At 68.2% G+C, this 20,817-nt stretch carries 14 protein-coding genes and 2 pseudogenes; 8 read left to right on the top strand and 8 right to left on the bottom strand.

The window, feature by feature from the left end:
* Positions 1-7: 7 nt before the first annotated feature.
* The 3 genes from B0I08_RS04115 to B0I08_RS04105 are packed head-to-tail and all read right to left on the bottom strand — an operon-like array spanning position 8 to position 6,303.
* Positions 8-1,975 (bottom strand): S9 family peptidase, encoded by a 1,968-nt coding sequence (locus tag B0I08_RS04115; RefSeq protein WP_219905610.1) that lies wholly within the window; start codon positions 1,973-1,975, stop codon positions 8-10.
* Positions 1,972-3,756, bottom strand: a complete 1,785-nt coding sequence (locus tag B0I08_RS04110; RefSeq protein WP_106210149.1) for an N-acetylglutaminylglutamine amidotransferase — start codon at positions 3,754-3,756, stop codon at positions 1,972-1,974. Before B0I08_RS04110 ends, B0I08_RS04115 begins: the two co-directional genes overlap by 4 nt.
* A gap of 3 nt (positions 3,757-3,759) precedes the next feature.
* Positions 3,760-6,303, bottom strand: coding sequence for a carboxylate--amine ligase/circularly permuted type 2 ATP-grasp protein (locus B0I08_RS04105; RefSeq protein WP_106210147.1), 2,544 nt, complete (start codon positions 6,301-6,303; stop codon positions 3,760-3,762).
* 57 nt (positions 6,304-6,360) lie between these two features.
* Here B0I08_RS04105 and B0I08_RS04100 point away from each other — a divergent pair, with 57 nt between their 5' ends.
* On the top strand, positions 6,361-6,807 hold the full coding sequence (locus tag B0I08_RS04100; protein ID WP_106210145.1) for a DoxX family protein: 447 nt from the start codon (positions 6,361-6,363) through the stop codon (positions 6,805-6,807).
* 20 nt (positions 6,808-6,827) lie between these two features.
* Here the strand turns inward: B0I08_RS04100 and B0I08_RS04095 are convergent, their stop codons facing one another.
* Positions 6,828-7,835 carry an LLM class flavin-dependent oxidoreductase gene (locus B0I08_RS04095; protein ID WP_106210143.1) on the bottom strand — a complete coding sequence of 336 codons (1,008 nt, stop codon included), beginning with the start codon at positions 7,833-7,835 and terminating at the stop codon, positions 6,828-6,830.
* 56 nt (positions 7,836-7,891) lie between these two features.
* The gene (locus B0I08_RS04090; protein WP_106210141.1) at positions 7,892-8,461 is read right to left on the bottom strand and encodes an HhH-GPD-type base excision DNA repair protein; all 570 of its coding nucleotides are present in this window, start codon (positions 8,459-8,461) and stop codon (positions 7,892-7,894) included.
* A gap of 198 nt (positions 8,462-8,659) precedes the next feature.
* Between B0I08_RS04090 and B0I08_RS04080 the strand changes: the two genes are divergently transcribed.
* The 7 genes and pseudogenes from B0I08_RS04080 (at position 8,660) to B0I08_RS04055 (ending at position 17,246) form a co-directional block, all read left to right on the top strand.
* On the top strand, positions 8,660-9,856 hold the full coding sequence (locus tag B0I08_RS04080; RefSeq protein WP_106210137.1) for a LolA family protein: 1,197 nt from the start codon (positions 8,660-8,662) through the stop codon (positions 9,854-9,856).
* 58 nt (positions 9,857-9,914) lie between these two features.
* Positions 9,915-10,463, top strand: a pseudogene (locus B0I08_RS18280) (ABC transporter ATP-binding protein); the annotation flags it as partial.
* A gap of 381 nt (positions 10,464-10,844) precedes the next feature.
* A pseudogene (locus B0I08_RS18275) lies at positions 10,845-10,955 on the top strand (ABC transporter ATP-binding protein); the annotation flags it as partial.
* Between the two features lie 31 nt (positions 10,956-10,986).
* Entirely contained in the window at positions 10,987-11,796 is an 810-nt protein-coding gene (locus B0I08_RS04070; RefSeq protein ID WP_106210133.1) for an ABC transporter permease, read from the top strand.
* Positions 11,797-11,961: 165 nt separating this feature from the next.
* Positions 11,962-13,812, top strand: a complete 1,851-nt coding sequence (locus tag B0I08_RS04065; RefSeq protein WP_106210131.1) for an amidase — start codon at positions 11,962-11,964, stop codon at positions 13,810-13,812.
* 117 nt (positions 13,813-13,929) lie between these two features.
* Complete coding sequence (locus tag B0I08_RS04060; RefSeq protein WP_181243211.1) at positions 13,930-16,623, top strand: AMP-binding protein; 2,694 nt, start codon at positions 13,930-13,932, stop codon at positions 16,621-16,623.
* Positions 16,620-17,246: a chorismate--pyruvate lyase family protein gene (locus B0I08_RS04055; RefSeq protein WP_106210127.1), complete on the top strand. Its 627-nt coding sequence runs from the start codon at positions 16,620-16,622 to the stop codon at positions 17,244-17,246. The genes B0I08_RS04060 and B0I08_RS04055 overlap by 4 nt, the downstream gene beginning before the upstream one ends.
* A gap of 59 nt (positions 17,247-17,305) precedes the next feature.
* On the opposite strand, the gene B0I08_RS04050 is transcribed toward B0I08_RS04055, so the two are convergent.
* The 3 genes from B0I08_RS04050 to B0I08_RS04040 form a co-directional block, all read right to left on the bottom strand.
* On the bottom strand, positions 17,306-18,490 hold the full coding sequence (locus B0I08_RS04050; protein WP_106210781.1) for an ROK family transcriptional regulator: 1,185 nt from the start codon (positions 18,488-18,490) through the stop codon (positions 17,306-17,308).
* 65 nt (positions 18,491-18,555) lie between these two features.
* A complete protein-coding gene (locus B0I08_RS04045) occupies positions 18,556-19,557 on the bottom strand; it encodes a sugar phosphate isomerase/epimerase family protein (protein ID WP_106210125.1) in 1,002 nt (333 codons plus the stop codon).
* Positions 19,554-20,786: a Gfo/Idh/MocA family protein gene (locus B0I08_RS04040; protein WP_245884512.1), complete on the bottom strand. Its 1,233-nt coding sequence runs from the start codon at positions 20,784-20,786 to the stop codon at positions 19,554-19,556. The genes B0I08_RS04045 and B0I08_RS04040 overlap by 4 nt, the downstream gene beginning before the upstream one ends.
* Between the last annotated feature and the right edge of the window lie 31 nt (positions 20,787-20,817).

Raw genomic sequence — 20,817 nt, 5'->3', positions numbered from 1 at the left:
GCGGTAGCTAGGGTCCGGGATCGGATCCGGGGTCGCGTCCGGGCGGAAGGTGCTCCCAGAGAAACTCGATCATCGTGCTGATCAGCAGAATGCGCGAGTCCGCTCGCCGAAAGTCGTGCCCCTCCCCCTCAAGCTCGAGGTAGTCGACGGTCCTGCGCCGTTTCCGCAGTGCCGCAACGATCTGGTGGGCCTCTCCGATAGGCACATTGGTGTCGTGTTCCCCGTGCACAACCAGCAGCGGAACAGCGATGGCGTCCACCGATCGCAGCGGCGAGATCGCCCGCAGCAGCGTGCGGTCGCGTCGTGGATGGCCGTACTTGGTGACCGCCGCGGCCGCGATCCACGGCTCGGTGTCCCGGTAGAAGGTATGGAGATCGGACATCCCGCAGATATCCACCCCCGCGGCGAACACCCCCGGGGTGAAAGCCAGGGAGGCGAGCGTCAGATAGCCACCATAGGAGCGCCCGGTGACGGCGATCGACTCCCGGTCGGCGGCCGCCAGACTAACCACGTGGCGAGCCGACGCGATCACGTCGGCGAACGCACCGTAGCGGCCCTCGACGTCATCCGCGTGCACAAAAGCACGCCCAAATCCCGACGATCCGCGCACGTTGGGGGCGAAAACGGTGATGCCCGCCGCCACCATGGCCTGGTGCTGCGGGCTGAACGTGGGGCGCTCCTGCGCCTCCGGTCCGCCGTGCAGGCTCAGCATCGCCCGTCCGGGCCGAGCTCCCGCCGAATCCGGCGCGCGGTAGAGCCAGCCGGTGAGCGGCAAGCCGTCTCCCGAGACGTACGCCTCGAGCGTGGGGCGCACCAGCGACCGCCGGGGCAGCTCCGGCACGTCCGTTACCCGATTCCAGAGAAGCGTCCCGGTATCGAGACGCCAGATCTCGCGCGGGCGCTCGGGACTTTCAACGCCCAGCACCACCGTGCTGCCGTCGCGACTGAGGATGGGATCGGAGGCAACCAGCCCGGGAAGCTCCGGCACGCGGGTTGCGCGTCCGGTCGTGGTGTCGAGCAGCTCGATCTCGCTCGTGCCCACCACATTCCAGACCAACAGAAGCAGCCGTCCCGCGTCATCCGCATCGAGGCCCTCCAGGTCGGCATCCGGTCGCGCGGCGAGAACCCGGGCCGTCCCCCTCCAGTTGTTCGGACCGATCGGCATGGCCACCAGCTCGTGCCGCGACGACAGCGCCTCGGTTACGAGGTACACGACCAGGGGGTTCGGGTCGCCCTCCGGCGCGGGCCGCACCAGCGCGACCTCGGTTGACCCCACGGCCGACTGCGGCAGCAGGGTGTGCGCCTGATCGGCGAGCCGGTCGACGACGACACAGAATTGATGGCCGCGCCGGCCGTCGCGGAGCACTGCCAGCCGCTCCTCGATCGACAGGTCAAGCACGGTGATCAGGTCGCCGGTGGCGAGGGTGGTGAATTCGCCGGTTGCCGGGTCCGCAAGCAGGCTCAGCGTGGGTTCGCCCGGCTCGGTCGACGGGATCGTCACGACAACGCGATGCCCGCTGCGCGTCCAGGGCCCGAGCTGGGCGTGCACCTCTCGGGAGCCCGCAAGTCGGCGCGCGTCAGAGCCGTCCGGCCGAACCACCCACACCTGGGTGCGCACCCCGCCGTCGGTCGCGACCGCGCAGGCAAGCCAGGCGTCATCCGCCGACCAGCGCACGGCAAGAACGGGGTCCTCCGACAGGCTGATGGGCAGCGCTGCGGCTGCAGCGTCGTCGCCGGTCTGCACCCACAATTCGGGTGTGCCCCGCCGATCGCTGATGAACGCGACCCGCAGCGCGTCGGAGGACAGCGTCGGACCCCAGCTCCCCCACGCGCCCACGAGCTGCTTCGCCAGCCAGATGCCCGCGGCGGCGGTTCCCTCAGCGGGCGTGTTCTCGGGTGCGTTCTCGGCAGCGTCCCCGAACGCGTTCTCGGCAGCGTCCCCGGCCGGGTCCTCAAGTGGCGCTGCCGCGCTCACGAAATCCCGTTTTCCTGCAGCCACATCTCCAGCACCGCAAGCTGCCAGAGCGCGTTGGAACCGAGCGTCGTGCGGATGGTGTTCGGGGATGCGAGCATCGCCTCGATCGTGTCCGGGGCGAACAGGCCGCGACGCACGGCAGCCGGGTCGGTCAGCGCCTCACGTACCCGATCGAGGTAGGGGCCTTCCAATTGGCGGATGGCGGGTACCGGAAAGTACCCCTTGGTGCGATCGATCACCGCGTCGGGCACGATGCCGCGGCTGGCGCGCTTCAGTACCCCTTTGCCGCCGTCGGCGAGCTTCAGCTCGGGAGGAATTCGCCCGGCAAGCTCCACAAACTCGTGATCGAGGAAGGGCACGCGCGCCTCCAGCCCCCAGGCCATGGTCATGTTGTCGACCCGTTTCACCGGGTCATCCACGAGCATCACCGTCGTGTCATTGCGGAGCGCCGCATCCACCGCGGTCTGCGCTCCGGGCCGGCCAAACCGCTGGGTGATGAATTCGGTGGGGGCGTCGGCGCCGATCTGCCATTCGGGTCGGAGCAGCTCACGCAGCGCGGCCCAGCGCCGGTCAAAGAACACCGACGAATACGCCTCGACGGCGGCTCCCCGGGCGACATTTGCGAGCGGCGGGTACCAGTCGTAGCCGCCGAGCACCTCGTCGGCGCCCTGACCAGATTGCACCACCTTGACCGACTGCGAGACATCCTGACTGAGCAGGTAAAAAGCGACGCAGTCGTGGCTCGTCATCGGCTCGCTCATCGCCCGCACGGTCGCGTCGAGCCCGGGAAGCAGCCGATCATTGGTGATCCTGATGCGATGATGCCGGGTGCCGAACTGCTGGGCGACGAGGGTCGAGTACTCGAACTCATCGCCGGTCTCACCGCCGGCCGACTCGAAACCGATACTGAACGTGGTCAGGTCGTGCTGCCCGGCGTCGGAGAGCAGCGCGACGACCAGGCTGGAGTCGATGCCGCCAGACAGCAGCACCCCGACCGGCACGTCGGCCACCATCCGCCGGTCGACCGCCGTGCGGAGGCTCGCAATCAGGGCGTCTTCCCAATCGCGGGATGACCAGTCCGCACGCTCCGGATCGCGGGTGAACTCGGGCTCCCAGTAGACGTGGTCGGCGCTCGAACCATCGGCGTCCACCACGCGCACGGTCGCCGGCGGGAGTTTCTGCACGCCGGCAAGGATCGTGCGCGGCGCCGGAACCACCGAGTGCCAGGTGAGGTACTCGGCGAGCGCGGTGGTGTCGAGCGAGGTGTCCGTGCCCCCTCCGGCCAGCAGCGCCTGCACGGTCGAGGCAAACCGCAACCGCTCGGTTGTCTGGTCGAGGTAGAGGGGCTTGATGCCGAGGCGATCGCGGGCAAGGATCATCCGCCCTCGACGATGTTCGATGATCGCAAAGGCGAACATGCCGAGAAAGTGGTCAACGCAGTCGATCCCCCATTCGGCATACGCCTTGCCGATGACCTCGGTGTCGGAATGGGAGAAGAAGGAGTGGCCAGCGGACTCCAGTTCGCCGCGCAGCTGCTTGAAGTTGTAGATGCACCCGTTGAAGACCGTCGTCAGGCCGAGCACGGGGTCTACCATGGGCTGCGCTCCGGCGACGCTGAGGTCGATGATCGACAGCCGTCGGTGGCCGAGCGCCACCGGTCCGCGCGCCCATACCCCGTCGCCGTCCGGCCCGCGGTGCACGAGGCAGCCCGTCATCCGCTCCACCGCGCCCAGGTCAGCGGACCGCCCGTCGAAACGCACTTCCCCGGCCAGCCCGCACATCGACTAGTCCTCCTCAGACCCTGCGGTCGAGGCCGCACCCACGATCCAGGTGTCCTTGCCGCCTCCGCCCTGGGACGAGTTGACGACCAGGCGCCCCTCCGGCGCGACCCGGGTCAAAGCCACATCAGCGACCCGGTAATGCTCAGGATCGGGCCCGGTGACGTACACAAACGCCCGCAGGTCGACGCGCCGCGGCTCCAGCTTGCCGTCGGAGAAGGTGGGGTGCAGCGACAGCGACACCACCTCCTGGGCGATCCACGCCTCGGGGTTCTGCAGGATCTCCGCTCGCCGCTCGGATACCTGGGCGGCCACCGCGGTGGGCCCGATGAGTATGCCGTTGCCGCCCTGGCCGTCAACCGGCTTGGTGACCAGTTCGCCGACCCGCTCCAGCACGATCTGCCGCTCGGTTTCGTCGCTGGTGCGATACGTCGGCACCGATTCCAACAGGGGGCGTTCCCGTAGGTAGTAGGCGATCAGTTCGGGCATCGTGCAATACATCGCCTTGTCGTCGGCGACACCGTTTCCCGGAGCATTGGCGAGGAACACCCGGCCGGCCGCCGCGACATCCATCACGTCTGCCCCGATGGGATGACCGGTGTCGTCGACGAGGTCAACCAGCTCACCATCCAGGCGCAGATAGAGTGCGTCGATTGTGGTGCCTGTGGACCGGTGGATGACTCGTCCGCCGTCAACGCGCAGATCATCCGCCTCCACCAGAAGCAGCTCGGCGCCGGCGGCCAACGCCCGGTGCTCGTAGCGCGCGCTGCTTTCCACGCCACTGGACAGCAGCGCGCCCGTGCCGCCGGGGCTGCGGGCAAGCAAGCAGTCGTGGAGCACCTTCAGGGCGCTCGTCGGATCGAGCAGGCCGTCGGGCCGCGGCAGCTCGGGCACTACGGTGTCCAGCAGGGAGCGCGCCGCGATGGCGTAGGCTGCTCCGCTCGGGGCACGTACGTTGTCTTCGAGAACGCGCCACTCGCCGAACTCGTTGCGCACGAGATCGAATCCCATGATCGGGGCGCGGATTGTGCCGGGCGGCAGTCGCAGCGCTTCCTCGCGCCAGCCCGGAGATCCCACGACGGACTCGGCCGTGACGATGCCGTGACGGAGGACGCGCTGGTCGCCGTAGATGTCTTCGAGGAAGGCTTCCACCGCGCGGGCCCGTTGGATCAGACCGGCGGACAGCTCCGCCCACTCGTGACGCGAGATCACCCGCGGCACCAGGTCGATGTGAAAACCTTGCTTTTCGCCCTCGACGCCGAAGTTAAGCCCCATCCTGGTGCTGGCGCGGTCGCGTTCGGTGTGCCGCTCGGCGAGCGCCGCGGCGTCGAGCCCGCTGTAGAAATCGATGATGGCGCGGTAGTGAGACTTCGGCTGGGCGCCGCGGCCGATCGCTTCGTCTCCCGCCCGCACCCGGTAGCGGGGAAGCGGCACGGTCGCGGGCGCCGTACCCTCGGCTGGCCCGTGGGTTTCTTGCACCACCAGCTCGACGACGTCATCGAGGCTGCCGCGCTCGGCAAACGCGGCACGCTGGCGGTCTGCAGACGTGCCGCGGGCGAGGACGGACTCGACCAGCTGGCTGACCTGGGCGTAGTCACCGAGCTCCTCGAGCTGGGGACGGAGCCTCTGCACCTGCTGCCGGACGGCACGTTCTGCGGGTATCGGACGCGGGTGCAGCCCCGGCCCGAGAAGGTTGCTCGACAGTCCGCCCCGCGCGGCCTGCCACATCGCGGCCCGATGGAGCGGCACCGCCGTCGGAACGAACGACACTCCGGCCACGATGTCCAGTTCCGCTGCGCGCACGGCCGCTCGGAACAGGCCAGCGATGAGCACGGCATCGTCCACGATCGGGCACGCGTCGGCGATGCGCAGTTCGAGGGTGGGGGCGTGCGACGAGGGACGCACGTCGAAGTAGGCCATCTTCGAGTCAGCGATGACGCCGGTGTGGATAAGGTCAGAGAGCAATTCATCGTATTCGGCGGCGGATCCGAGCGGCCCCGTGGCGCCGGCGCTTGGCCAGCGCTGCCAGATAATGGTGCGAAAACTCGCGTATCCGGTGTCGAGGCCGTTCCAGAATGGTGAGCTGGCCGAAAGCGCGAGAAAAATGGGCAGTTCTCTCGCCACCCGCTGCGCGATCTGCACCGCCAGGTCACGGTCAGACACTCCCACGTGAATCTGCGTCCCACAGATGAGTTGCTCGTCCACGAGCAGGCGGTACTGCTCCTGCATCCGGCCGTACCGGCCGGTGGCCGTGAGTTCGAAGTCGGCGAACACGGAACGCGGCGCTGTTCCCACCGCGGCGATACCCATGCCGTCCTCCCCCGCGACGTCGATGACCCCGCGGCGCAGCCGAAGCAGCTCGTCGCGGAGACCGGATAGAGAGGTGACAACGTCGGTGTTCGTCTCGACCGTCGTGCGCTGTATCTCCGCGGTGTAGTTGGCTGCCGACAGCCGCGACAGCACCTGAGGTGCGCGCGCGGCGAGCTTCCAGCTATCCAGATCGATGAGGTGGAGTTCTTCTTCCGCACCCAGGGTTAGCTCGGCGGCCATCGTCCCACTGTAGTTCCGAGAGTAGGTCTAACGGAAGGTCCTCTATATACTTCGAATATGAAGCAAAACCGGATTGTCGCACAGAAGGCCCCTACCTCCATCCCCCGCACAATCGGGCGAATCGGACTAGGCGCGGCGCTGATGTTCGCGGGCGTGAGCCATCTTTCGTTCAATCGGGAAGCTTTTCAGGCCCAGGTCCCCGAGTGGTTGCCCCTCGATAAGGACTTCGTTGTACTGGCGTCCGGCGTTGTCGAGATCGGTCTTGGTCTCGCTCTGGTGGCCGCGCCGAAACACCGCGTCACGGTGGGCTGGGTCGTTGCCGCATTCTTCGTTGCCATTTTCCCCGGCAACATCTCCCAGCTGGCAACCCGCACGAACTCGTTCGGTCTCGACACCGACGCCGCCCGCGGGTTCCGGTTGCTGTTCCAGCCGCTGCTCGTGATCTGGGCCCTGTGGTCCACCGGCGCCTGGCGCGCCTGGCGCGCGGGTCGCGCCAGCCGCTAACCAGGTCACCGCACCAGCGGCTAGGCCGGCTGGGCGACCTCGGCATTCATCGCGAGCGCGGTCAGCTCGACCGAGACCAGGCGCTGCTCGACGGTGGGCGACTGGTGCGCGATGATCAGCTCGTCGGCTCCGGTGGTCGCGGCGAAGTCGTCGAGGTAGGCCTTGACGTCCGCGCCTGTGCCGACCGCGGTGTACTTCATCATCTTCGCGATGTGGATTCCATCCGGGGTCTGCAGGAACGAGTCAATGTCTGCGTCGCTGTACTGCGGCGTCGCCGGTCCGCGCGAGAGCATGCCGCGCACTCGCTCGCGGCGGGTCGTGCTGAATTGCCGCTGCGCGTCATCGGCATCGTCCGCGGCCACGACGTTGACGGCGACGATCAGGTGCGGTTCTGCCAGCTGCACCGACGGGCGGAAGTCCCGGCGGTAGAGCGCGACGGCCTCGTGCAGCGCGTCGGGCGCGAAGTGGGAAGCGAAAGCGAACGGGAGGCCGAGCGCGGCCGCCAGCTGAGCACCGAACAGGGACGACCCGAGGATGTACAGCGGCACGTTGGTTCCCGCGCCGGGCACTGCCTGCACCCCGGGGATCACGGATTCGCCGCGGAGGTATCCCTGCAGCTCGACGATGTCCTGCGGGAACGATTCGGCCGACGAGGGGCTGCGGCGGAGCGCCCGCATGGTGTTCTGGTCACTGCCGGGGGCGCGCCCCAGGCCCAGGTCGATGCGACCGGGGAAGAGGGTTTCGAGGGTGCCGAACTGCTCAGCGATGGTGAGGGGTGCGTGGTTGGGCAACATGATGCCGCCGGAACCGAGGCGGATGCTCGAGGTCTGCTGCGCCACGTACCCGATCAGGATGCTGGTCGCCGAAGACGCGATCGAGGGCATGTTGTGGTGCTCGGCGTACCAGACACGGCGGTAGCCATGCTTCTCGCCCGCCTGCGCCAGGGCGACTGAGGCGGAAAAGGAATCGCGGGCGGTGCGTCCGGGGGTGATGGGCGCCAGATCCAGGAGAGACAGGGGAATGGGCATACGGGTAACAACCTTCCGCGGCGGGATTTGTTCCCGATGGGCCACCCCGCCGCTGACTACTTCTTCTTGGCGGCCGCCTTCGCTGCCTTTTTCGTCTCGCGAACGCGCCCCAGCGATTCCGCGTCAACGATGTCGGCGACCGAGCGAAATGATCCCTCTTCTCCGTAGGGGGCGGATGCCTCGCGCCATCCGGTCGCGGTAATCCCGAGACGTTTCCCGAGCAGCGCCAAAAAGATCTTCGCCTTCTGTTGCCCGAAACCCGGCAGCGCCTCGAGTCTGCGCAGAATCTCCGCACCGTCCGGGTCGCCGGTGGTCCAGATGCCAGTTACATCCCCGTTCCAGTCGTCGGCTATCGCTCGAGCGAGCGCCTGCACGCGACCGGCCATCGAACCCGGGTAGCGGTGGACTGCGGGGCTGACCCGGAAGGCCTCGACGAGCTCATCCGGGTCGAAATCGGCGAGCGCGGCCGGCTCGAGGGTGCCGGCACGGTCCCGGATCTTCAACGGGCCAGCAAAGGCGGACTCCATCGTCACCTGCTGGTCCAACAGCATCCCGAGTATCAGGGCGAAGGAATCGTCGCTCAGGAGGGTGTCGGCGTTGGAGTCTCCCGTAATGTGCAGCGTCATTCCCCCATAGTGCCACCGACGCAGCGCCTGCCCCACCCCGTCGTTTTCACGTCGGAATCCCAGCCATAGCCACCCGGACGGGTATAGCGTGCGAGGGAGAGAAAGGGCAGTGTGGTGAACAAAGACGTCGAATCCCCAACCTCAACGAGGAGGTCCAGCGGCCAGAAGAATGTCAGGCGCTGGCTTCCGGCTGCAATCGTGCCCGTCACCGTGTTCGCGGTGGCCGTGACCGTTCCCGCTTTCGCCGACTCCTCCCCCGATCTCCCCGACCGGTCAGCCCAGGAGGTGCTCGAGCTGGTCGCTGACAGTGTCGACGCGACGTACTCCGGCACCGTCGAGCAGACCTCCGAATTCGGACTGCCGGAGCTTCCCGCGATGGGACCGGGATCGTCGTCAGGTTCGTCGGACTCTTCGGTCGGCACGGCGCTCGAGTTGCTCACTGGGTCGCACACTGCACGGGTCTACATCGGGGCGGACCAGACCGCGAGATTCCAACTGATGGACACGCTCGCGCAACGCGACGTTATCGTCAACGGGTCCGATGTCTGGCTCTACAGCTCGCAGGACAACGAGGCAGTGCACGTGCTGCTTCCGAGCGATGTTGCGAGCCCACCCGCCTCCGCCGCGCTGCCACCCGAGGTTCCTGCTACCCCCGCGGCACTCGCCGCAACGCTGCTCGAAACGATCGAGCCATCCACCACAATCGAGGTCGGTGAAACCGCGCGAGTCGCCGGGCGCTCCGTCTACACCCTGACGCTGACCCCAGATTCAGGCGCCGCCGATTCTGGTGCCGCCGGTTCCGGCTCCCCCGCGACGCTGGTGGACTCCGTCGTGCTGTCCGTGGATGCGGAGACGGGGCTTCCGCTGGCAGTGACCGTAGCCGCCACCGGGCAGGACACCCCCGCATTCGCGGTCGAGTTCAGCTCGATCACCTTCGAGGCGCCCGACTCCACCCTGTTCGCGTTCGATCCCCCGGCGGACGCCACCGTCACCGAGAAGGACCTCACCGCTGCAGACGGCGACCATTCGGCAACTCCCGGCACGGGCGAGCTGGACGGCATGGACGTCACCGGCGAAGCGATCCCGGAAAGCGCCGTTCCCACGGTGCTCGGCGAGGGTTGGTCGTCCATCCTGGTCATCCCCGCCGAAGCCCTCGGCGCAGCTGGCCCAGCGGGCGCGGCGCCCTCCGACGCGAGCGATGGCACCGAAGCCGGCGAAGGCATGGGCGAGTCGGCAGAGGCTGCCCAACTGCTCGACCAACTGACTACGGCAGTGCCCGAGGGTCGCCTGTTCGAGAGCGCTCTGGTGTCCGTACTGCTCAGCGCAGACGGACGAGTGTTCGTGGGAGCCGTTTCCGGCGAACAGCTGCAGGCCGCGGCTCAGAGCACGCCGTGACCGGCCCCGAGACCAGACACAACAGGCACCGCCGCGTCGGCCATACGATGACCGTCCTGTGACCGACGCGGCGGGCGACTCGCTCGCCATCGAGACGCACGGGCTGACGAAGAACTTTGGCCGACAGGTCGCCGTGGATGATCTGAGCCTAGCGGTGCCGCGGGGCGCCGTCTTCGGATTCCTCGGGCCGAACGGGTCGGGCAAGACCACGACCATTCGCATGCTGCTCGGCCTCGCCTCCGCCAGCACCGGACAGATTCGCATGCTCGGCAGTGCGATTCCCGACCGGTCCCGCTCGGTGCTGCCGCGCGTAGGAGCGCTGGTCGAGGGACCCGCGTTCTATCCGTTCCTCTCTGGAGCGGCGAATCTGCGCCGGTTCGATTCAGCTGACCGGCACGCGACATCCGCCACCCGCACCGCCCGCGTCAACGCAGCCCTCGACCGGGTCGGGCTCAGCCACGCCGCCAACAAACCCGCGCACGCCTATTCGCTCGGCATGAAGCAGCGCCTCGGGATCGCGAATGCGCTGCTCCAGCCGCGGCAGCTGCTTATCCTTGACGAGCCGAGCAACGGACTCGACCCGCAGGGCACCCGCGAGGTGCGCAACCTGATCCGCTCGCTCGCCGACGACGGAACAACGATCTTTCTGTCCAGCCACCTCCTTGCGGAGGTCGAGCAGATCTGCTCCCACATCGCCGTGATGAGCGTCGGACGGCTCGTCGCGCAGGGAACCCTCGACGACCTGCGGGCGGCGGGCATCGCCACCGTGCAGGTGCGCACTCCCGACCCGGCGCTCGCCGTAACGGTTCTCCGCCGGTTGAATTTGATGGCGGATGTCACGGAGCCCACCCATCCCACCGGCCCAGACAGCGATCCGCTCGTGAGCGCCCCGCTCTCGCCCGGCTCGCCCGCAATCGGCTCGCCCACAGCGGAGTCACCCGCAGCCAGCTCGCCCGCAGCATCGTCGATTGCGGCAGAGACTATTGCGGCGGCGCTCGTGGAGGCCGGGGTGCGGGTGCGCGGTTTCGCCGTCGTCGGCGCGAGCCTGGAGGAGCGTTTTGTGGCGCTGACCGGAGAGGGGTTCGACGTTGCCCAGTAGGCCCGTATCGCACGCGACCCGTGGACTCGGAATGGCGCTGCTGGTGTCCGAGATCACCGTCCTGTTCCGACGGCGGCGAACCTGGGCGATGCTCGCGGCCCTCGCGGCGGTACCCCTGCTTATCGCCGTGGCGGTTCGGCTCTCGTCCGACGATGAGTCCGGCGGTGGTGGTCCGCCGTTCCTGTCGAGCATCACCGAAAACGGCCTCTTTGTCGCAATTACCGCGCTGACGGTCGCGATTCCGCTGTTTCTGCCCCTGACGGTCGGCGTTGTCGCGGGCGACACCATCGCGGGCGAGGCGAGCCTCGGCACCCTGCGCTACCTGCTGGTGGCGCCGGCCGGCCGCATTCGCCTGCTCGTCGTCAAGTACATCGGAGCCGCCGCGTTCTGCCTGGTTGCGACGCTCGTGGTGGTGCTGGTCGGGGTGGCGATCGGTGCGGCGTTGTTCCCGATCGGCCCCGTCACCCTCCTGTCCGGTGACACCGTGGGCGTCGGCGGCTACGCACTGCGGTGCCTGCTGCTCACCGCGTACGTCACCGTGTCCCTCTGCGGGCTGAGCGCAATCGGACTGTTCATTTCGACCCTCACCACGGTTCCCGTGGGCGCCATGGCAGCCACGAGTGTGCTCGCGGTGGTGGCCCAGATTGTCGGCGCACTCCCCCAGCTCGCGTGGCTGCACCCGTGGTTGTTCAGCCAGTACTGGCTCGATTTCGCCGGACTGCTCACGGAGCCGCTGTCGCTCGCGTCGTTTGGTGACAACGCATTGCTCCAGCTTGGCTACGTCGCGGTCTTCGGCGCCCTGGCTTACGGCCGCTTCGCCACCAAAGACATCCTGAGCTGAGCGCGCTCGACCAACGCCCGGTCGCAGTGCGGTCGCGGTCGCGCTTGCGCTCGCGGCGCGGTCGCCAGATCCGACCCCGATTGACCCACGTGAGAAACACTCCGGAAACCGGAGCCGTCGATACTGAGAGTCTGCTGACCGACTCGCCACTCGAAGGAACCTCTCATGTCCTCTTCCAGCTTCTCGCTCCGGCGGCCGGTGCGGGTGTCCGCGGCGACCGCGATCTGTGTCGGCCTCGTGGTCGGCGCTGGCGCTTTGGCGCCCATAGCGGCCGGCGCCGCGGCGGTCTCGCCACCCCCAGCATCGAGCGGCACCGCACCCGACGTCGTCGACCTCGGAATCACGGACGTGCTGGCGCTGCTCGAGTCGGGCGAATCCACCTCGGTGGCCCTGACGCAGGAATATCTCGACCGGATCGCCACCTATGACAACCCGTACGGCAGCCAGCCCGGCCTCGCCGCGGTCATCCTGGCGAACCCGAACGCCCTCGCGACCGCCGCGGAGCTCGATGCTGAGCGGGCGGCGGGCACGCTGCGCGGGGTGCTGCACGGTGTGCCGATCCTGGTGAAGGACAACTACGCGACCTTCGACATGCCGACCACCGCCGGCAGTGCCTCCCTCCACACCTACCAGACCAAGGTCGACGCGACAGCCGTGCAGCGGCTGCGCGACGCTGGGGCCATCATTCTCGCGAAGACCAATCTGTCCGAGTTTGCCTGGCACGGAACCTACACGCTCAGCTCGGAGCGCGGCCGCACCACCAATCCCTACAACCAGGCCAACAGCGCGAGTGGATCCAGCGGCGGAACGGGCGCAGCCGTAGCGGCCAGCTACGCTCCGGCGGGCCTCGGCACCGACTCGTGTGGCTCGATCGTCGGGCCGAGCGCGCACCAGAGCCTGGTCGGATACCGTCCCACGATGGGCCTGACCAGCGTCGCGGGAATCGTTCCGCTCAGCCTGCGGCAGGATGTGTCCGGTCCCATGACGAAAACGGTCACGGACGCGGCCCTGCTGCTCGAGGTCCTCGCCGGCTACGACCCCGCAGACCCGCAGACGGTGATCGCGGACGAGCAGGACACCGGCGCGTATGTTGCGGGTCTGAGCAGTACGTCGCTCGAGGGCAAGCGCATCGGCTACGTGAAGTGGGACTTCGTCGAAGACCCCGCACGGCCCGGTCTTGCTGAGACGACGGCGATCATCGACCAGGCCGTCCTCGACCTTGAGGCTCAGGGCGCGATCATCGTCGATGTTCCTTTCACTCGCGACTACGTTTCCGACGTGCTGAAGAGCGGCGGATGGATCGACATGCGCCCGAGCATCGACAACTTCTTCGCCACCACCGAGGCTGCCTGGCCCGCCGGTCTCGCCGCGCTCACCGCACCCACCGACGAGCTCACCTTCTCCGACGTGATCGCCGACGGCAAGTCATCGCTGACCGACGGCGACATCGCGTACTTCATGAGCAACGAAGACCTCCCGAACGCCGCCTACGACGCCGCCATCGCGGAACAGGACGAGGGAAAGGCCGCCATGGATCAGTTCTTCATCGACAACAACATCGATGCCCTCGCGATGCCGACCAGCGCGACCTCGGCCGCCCCCGACTGGGCGGGCACGACGTTCTGCGATCTCGGGGCCAACACGGGCATCCCGACCGTGTCGTTGCCGGCCGGTTTCACCTCCACCGGAGCGGCCGTCGGCCTGGAACTCGCGGCGCCCCGCAGCGAGGATGCGGAACTGCTGTCGATGTCGTACGACTACGAACAGGCCACGCTGCACCGCGTTGCCCCGGCGTCGACGCCCGAATTGCTCCGCCCGACCCTGCTCGTTCCCGCCGACGGCGTCACGGACGACGTCGAACCTGCCGCGAAGCCTGCACCCGGCCCTGCAACTCTCGCTGCCACCGGCGCCGGCCACACACTGCCCGGCGCCGTCTTCGGGCTGTCGCTGCTGCTCGGCGGAGCGATCGCCCTGCTGCTCACCACCTTCGGGCGGCGTCGACCAAGCGCGAGCTAGGCGAAGCGGCGACCCGGGTATCAGATGCCCGGGTCGCCCGCAAGCCTGACCAGACGTAACAAATGTCACTTAGGCTGCCCGCACAGGCTCTTCCCTACCCGGAGGGATTTTCAGCTCATGCGCGCCGTCACCCAACCCCACCAGGTCCTCGCCCCGCTGGTCGTGCCCGGACCCACGAGCTCGATCCTCCATCGGTGGAAGGAGGTGGTGGCCGCCCTGCCGCACCATCCCGCGCTCAGCTCACCGGGCGTGAGCTATACCTTCGCGGAGGCCGATGCACTCACCGACGCGATCGCGATTGGACTCGCCGGGCAGCTTCCGCCCGGCGAGTCCCCCGTTGGGTCGCCGATCGGCTGCTTCGTCGGCCACACGGCGGCGGGACTGCTCGCCTACCTCGCGATCCTGAAGGCCGGACGTGTGGTTGTGGTGCTCGACCCGCACCTGCCGTCCGAGCGCCTGAGCCAGATCTGTGCGCTGGCCGGCCTCACCGCCTGCGTCGCTGACGCCGCCCAACTGTCGCGCGTTCCGGAGCTGGGAAGCGCGCTCTCTACTGTCGTGGCGCTGGAACCGCTTCTCGCGGCCGATGCCGGTGGCGTGCCGACATCCGCCCCCCTCGCAGAGAATGTTCTGTCAGCCGGGATGGCTCGCGGCGACGGGGATGCGACCGCGATCGTGTTCACCTCGGGATCGACCGGCCGGCCCAAGGGTGTCATCCAGACCCACCGGCAGCTGCTGAATGACGCGATGGACAGTGGGCAGCGGTTCAGGCTGTCGCCCGACGACCGGATGGCGATGGTGCTGCCGTACGGGTTCGCCGCTGGCGCGATTTTGCAGTTCGTCGCCCTGCTGAACGGCGCGGGCCTGTGGAGCTTCGATCCGCGCAGCGGGGGCGTTCGTGGGCTCGTCTCCTGGATCGAAGATCAGAAGCTGACCACCCTGAACTGCACGCCGCACCTGCTGCGGTCTCTCGTCGCGGCCCTGCCGGAGCACACCGTACTCGACAGCCTGCGGATGGTGTCGACGGTGGGCGAGGCCGTGCACGGGCGCGACGTCGAGGCGATCCGCAAGCACACGGTGCCGACGGCATCGTTCGTGAACTGGGTCGGCTCGTCTGAGACGGGCACTCTGTCGGCCCATGAGATTCCGGGCGGCGCACCGCTGCCGACCGGCACCGTGCCCGCGGGCAAGATCGTCGCAAACAAAACCGTGCTTCTCCTCCGCGAGGACTCCACGCTTGCCGCACCCGGTGAGGCGGGCGAGATCGTGACCGTCTCCGACTATATGTCGGGCGAATATTGGGCGGATGCCGCGGGCAATGCTCTTCGCTTTGGATTCAGCGACGACGGCCGGCGACTCTGCCGCCAGGGCGACCTCGGGCGGTTCGACGAGAACGGCGATCTCGTCCTGCTCGGCCGCGCGGACGCGGCGGTCAAGGTGCGGGGCTACCTGGTCGAACCGAGTGAAATCGAGGCGGCTTTTCTCGCGATTGCCGGCGTGACGGAGTCGGTGGTGCTCTCTCAGGTCGACTCGGCCACCCCCACCCGTCTCATCGCCTACGTGGTGCAGGAGTCCGCGGTGCGCCCGCACTCGCCGGCGGCGCTGCGGCGACTGCTCCGGCTTCGCCTGCCCGAGTACATGGTGCCCGCAGCCATCGTGCCGATGTCCGTGCTGCCGCGCAACGAACGCGGCAAGGTGGACCGCGCCTCGCTCCCCGACGCACCCGCGCCGAGCGTGAGCAGCGAACCGATGAACCCGCGCGAACTCGTGCTCGCTGACATCTGGAGCGAGGTGCTCGGCCTCGCCTCGGTCAACCTCGACGACGACTTTATGGCGCTCGGCGGAGACTCCCTCTCGGCGGAAGAGCTGTTCGCCATCGTGCGGGAGAGGTTCGGCGTCTTTATGACCTCGGCGGACCTGCTCGAGGCGCCCACCCTGCGCGAGTTCACCCGGCGGGTGCGGCTCGGAACCGACTCCCTGCCCACGCACCCCGATGTGGTCACCCTCCGCGCCGGAGGCCTGCGCACCCCCATCTTCTGCTTTGCCGGCTCCGGCGCACTCGCGCTCACCTTTCTCCCCCTGTCGCGCCACTTCCATGACCACAACATGTACGCGTTCCAGGCTCACGGACTCGAAAACCGCGGGGTGCCCGACTGGTCGGTGGGCGCCGCGGCGCGGAGGTTCCTGGCAATCATGCGGGTGATCCAGCCGCGCGGACCGTACCTGCTGGTCGGTCACTCGTTCGGCGGCCTGGTCGCGCTCGAAATCGCACAGCTGCTGACGGGGGCGGGCGAGACCGTTGCCATGGTGACCCTGCTCGACACGTACCTCCCGAAGCATGCGGGATCGCTTCGCCTCGCGGAATCCTTCGACACCGGGTCGTCGCGCGGGTTCAGCGACGAGCCCCGCGCGCGCGTTCCCCTGGCGCGCAGTCCCCTGGCACGCGGTCCCCGCGCGCGCACGCCCCTGGCTCGCGTTCCCCTGGCTCGCGTTCCCCGCGCGCCGGAATGGGGCCGGCACCTCCGCGCGAGAGCCGCCGGGCTGGTGCCGTTCGCTGGACAAGACCAGTTTCAGGCCTTTTTCGATCACGGCCAGCTGGCCGCTCGGCGGTACAGCGTGAGCGCGTATTCCGGTCGGGTTCTGCTCGCCCTCGTTCCCGGAAACCCCGACGGGCGCGCGAGCTGGGGCCCGATCCTCGCCGGGCCGCACACGATTGTTGACATTGCGAGCGAGCACACCTCCCTGCTGCGCGAGCCCCACGCGACCGAGTTGGCCAGGATCATCCAGGCCGAACTGACCGCGGTCGACCAGTGACCCTCCGGACACCGCCGTTTCAGGCCACCGACGAGTTCCCGCGACTCGGCCGGGTCGAGCAGCTGGTGCTCCGCGGCGACGGCCTGACCACGACCTCACTCGAAATCCTCACGGGCGAACAGATCAGCGTGGAAGTAGCCGGGCACTGGATGATCGCGGTTCCGGATCCGGCGGACGCAGTGTCCCGCGGTTCGAGCCTGTACGAAGACGACAGCCCGGACCCCGGCGAGTACATCGCCCTCGCCCACCACAACCTGGGGGTGCAGCCGGGCGAGCGCCTGCTGGTGCGCGACGTGCTCCTGATCGGCCCCGGGCGTACCGTTCACGGCGCCGCCGAAGTGGTCGCCCGCCTCGACGAACTCCCCGCTCCCGTCGCAACCGCGCTGGCAACAACGGAGCAACCGATCGGACGCCTGCTGCGCGATCACGGAGTCCACGTCTCGCGCGAGCTGCAGTCGTGGGGGCTCATCCCCGCCGGTCTCCGCGCCGAGCGGCTCGAACCCGGCCTCACCAGCGGGTCGAGGGTCTCCGGACGCACCTACATCATGCGGCTCGTCTCGAGCAGAACTCCGCTCGCCGTTCTCGTGGAACGGTTCGCGCCGCACGTGTTCGCGACGCCGTAACCGCCGCAACGTTGGCTAGTGACCGCCGCTGTGCCGGTCAGCGACGGCCGCGTCGGAGGCTACAGCACCATCCGGTCGATGCCCTCCGGCGACAGTGCGTGGTGGATGGCGAGGATGCTCGCGCCGAGCACCGCGGCGTTGACCCCCGCTGACGACTGCGCGATGGTCAGCCGACTGGTCGCGAGCGGCATTGACCGGGCGTAGATGACCTCGCGTACCCCCGCGATCAGGTGGTCGCCGACCACCGCCATCGATCCGCCCACCGCGATGACCGAGGGGTTCATCAGGCTGACGCAGGCGGTGAGGATCTCCCCCAGGTCACGGCCGGCCTGCCGGACCGCCTGGATCGCCTCGATGTTTCCGTGCTTGACCAGCGCGATGACCGAGCTGGCCGTGCCGTCCCCGAGCCCAGTCTCCGCGAGCGCGCGGGCGATCGCAGGTCCAGACGCCATGGCCTCGAGACATCCCCGATTTCCACAATGGCAGGCGACACCCTCGCCGCGAGGGATACGCACATGGCCGATGTCGCCGGCGATGCCCTGCGCGCCTCGCAGCAGACGCCCGCCCGAGATGACCCCGGCACCGATGCCGGTGGCGACTTTCACGAACAGGAGGTTGTCGGTCTGTGGCCAGCCAAAGGCCTGTTCGCCCAGTGCCATGATGTTGACGTCGTTGTCGACGAGTACGGGCACCTCGAGATGCTGCCTGACAAACTCCGGAACGTCGAACTGGTCCCAGCCGGGCATGATCGGCGGATTGATTGGGCGGCCGGTGCTGTGCTCGACCGGACCGGGTAGACCGATTCCGATCGCGATGACGTCGGCGGTCGAGAGCCCGTGCTGCTCAAGCAGCGCACGGCCGGTGTCGACCATCCAGGTGAGCACCGTCTCCGGGCCGTCCGCGATGTTAATGGGGCCGGTCATCTCCCCGACGATGGTGCCGCTGAGATTGGTCACGGCGATGGTGGCGTGCGTTGCTCCGAGGTCGGCGGCAAGCACAAACCGCGCGGAGGGGTTGAGCGCGAATTGCGACGACGGCCGACCCCCCGTGGATTGCGCGTCCCCGACCGGGCTGATCAGGCCGAGGCTCATGAGTTCGTCCACCCGAAGCGCGATCGTGGACCGGGCGAGCCCCGTGGTCGCGGCGAGTTCGGTGCGGGTGCGGGGCAGTCCGTCGCGCAGCAACTGGAAGAGTTCGCTTGCTCCCGAGCCCCCCAGCGTCGATCCGCGACTTATGTCAACCATGCTCAAGTCTCGCACGGGCCACTTCGCCCACAACGCCACGGACATCCGACGATGATCATCGGAACTCAGCGAGTGCTGAAAGCCGCGTCGAAGGCGGCACCGGGAGCGTCGAAGGCGAACTTCTTCACGAAGGCGAGAGCTTCCGGGGCGCCGATCAGTCGGTCCATCCCGGCATCCTCCCACTCGACCGAGATGGGCCCCGTGTACCCGATGGTGTTCAGCATGCGAAAGCTGTCTTCCCAGGGCACGTCGCCGTGGCCGGTGGAGACAAAGTCCCAGCCCCGCCGCGGGTCCGCCCACGCCAGCAGCGATCCCAGCCGTCCGTTACGGCCGTTGTTCATCCGCTTTTTGGTGTCCTTGCAATCGACGTGATAGATCCGGTCCTTGAAGTCCCAGAGAAAGCTCACGGGGTCAAGGTCCTGCCAGATGAAGTGGCTCGGATCCCAGTTCAGCCCGAACGCTTCACGGTGGCCGATCGCCTCGAGCGTGCGCACCGTCGACCAGTAATCGAAAGCGATCTCGCTCGGGTGCACCTCGTGGGCGAACCGCACGCCCACCTCGTCGAAGACGTCGAGGATGGGATTCCAGCGGTCCGCGAAGTCCTGGTAGCCGGCGTCGATGGCCTCCTGGGAGACGGGCGGGAACATCGCGACATACTTCCAGATCGACGATCCCGTGAATCCGATGACGGTCTTCACTCCGAGCTTCGCTGCCAGGCGCGCGGTGTTCTTCATCTCCTCGGCTGCCCGCCGCCGAACGCCCTCAGGGTTGCCATCACCCCAAACCGAATCAGGCAGGATGTCACGGTGGCGCTGGTCGATCGGATCATCGCACACCGCCTGGCCTTTGAGATGGTTGGAGATGGCCCAGACCTTCAGGCCGTGCTTCTCGAGCACCCCCAGTTTGCCTTCGACGTAGCCGGGTTCCTCCCAGCGCCCGGGATCGAGGTGATCACCCCAACACGCGATCTCGAGGCCGTCGTAGCCCCAGCTGGCGGCGAGCTCACACACCGTCTCGAAGGGCAGGTCGGCCCACTGGCCGGTGAACAGGGTGATCGGACGGGTCACGGTTGCATCTCCTCTTGGTGTGTTTCCTGAACGGTGCTCGCCGCGGCCACGGTGTCTGCCACGGCAACCCACGAGCTGGCCGCGTGCGCGCTGCGCTCCACCGCGTCGAGCACCCGCTGCACCTGCAACCCGTCGGCAAACGACGGAGTGGGTTGGGCTCCCGCACTGACTGCCTCGACGAAGTCCTTCGCCTGGTGCGAGAAGCCGTGCTCGTAGCCGAGCGTGTGGCCGGCCGGCCACCACGCGCCAACGTACGGATGCTCGGGTTCGGTGACCAGGATGCGGGTGAATCCCTGCTCGGCGATCGGAGCCCGCGCGTCGAAGAACTGCAGGACGTTGAGCTCCTCGAGGTCGAAGGCGATCGCACCGGCCGAGCCCGAGACCTCGATACGCAGCGCGTTCTTGCGGCCGGTCGCGAAGCGGCTGGCCTCGAAACTGCCGAGCACCCCGGATTCGAACCGCGCGGTGAACAGCGCGAGGTCGTCGACACTCACCGTGCCCCGTTCGGCTCCGGCGGTGCCCGACAGCCCGCGGGTCTCCGCGAGCAGCGGCCGTTGCTGCACGATCGTTTGCAACACCCCAGACACCGCGGAGATGCGCTGGCCGCTGATGAATTGGGCCAGGTCAATCGCGTGCGCGCCGATGTCACCCAGTGCGCCGGAGCCGGCCCGCGCCTTGTCGAGCCGCCAGGTCATGGGCGATTCCGCATCGGCCAACCAGTCCTGCCGGTAGCTTGCCCGCACCTGCCGGATCTCGCCGACGCGCCCTGCGGCCACGAGGTCGCGCGCGAGCGTGGCAGCGGGGACACGCCGGTAGGTGAAACCCACCATCGCGACCACCCCCCTGCTCCGTGCGCGAGCCGCGGCATCCGCCATCGCCTCCGCCTGTTCGACCGTTGTCGCCAGCGGCTTCTCGCACAGCACGTGTTTGCCCGCCTCGAGCGCGGCACTCGCGATCTCCGCGTGCGAGTCGCCCGGTGTAACGATGTCGACGACGTCAATGTCGTCACGGTCGAGCACCGTGCGCCAGTCGGTGGCGACCTGGGCCCATCCCCACCGCTCCGCGGCCTCGCGCGCCGCATCCTCGTCGCGGCCGACGAGCAGCTGCATTGTCGGCTGAAGCGGCAGGTCGAAGAACCGAGGGGCGGTGCGCCAGCCCTGGGAGTGGGCGGCCCCCATAAACCCGTGTCCGATCATGGCGATGCGCAACGGCGTGCTGTCTGATGACATGAGTGTGCCTTCTGTGAGGTGGTGTCCCGCC

It is taken from the genome of Glaciihabitans tibetensis (assembly GCF_003003265.1).
In the GTDB taxonomy this organism is placed as follows: Bacteria; Actinomycetota; Actinomycetes; order Actinomycetales; family Microbacteriaceae; genus Glaciihabitans; species Glaciihabitans tibetensis.
Note: the sequence above shows the minus strand (reverse complement) of the source record. Positions and strands in the feature narration are given on the sequence as shown.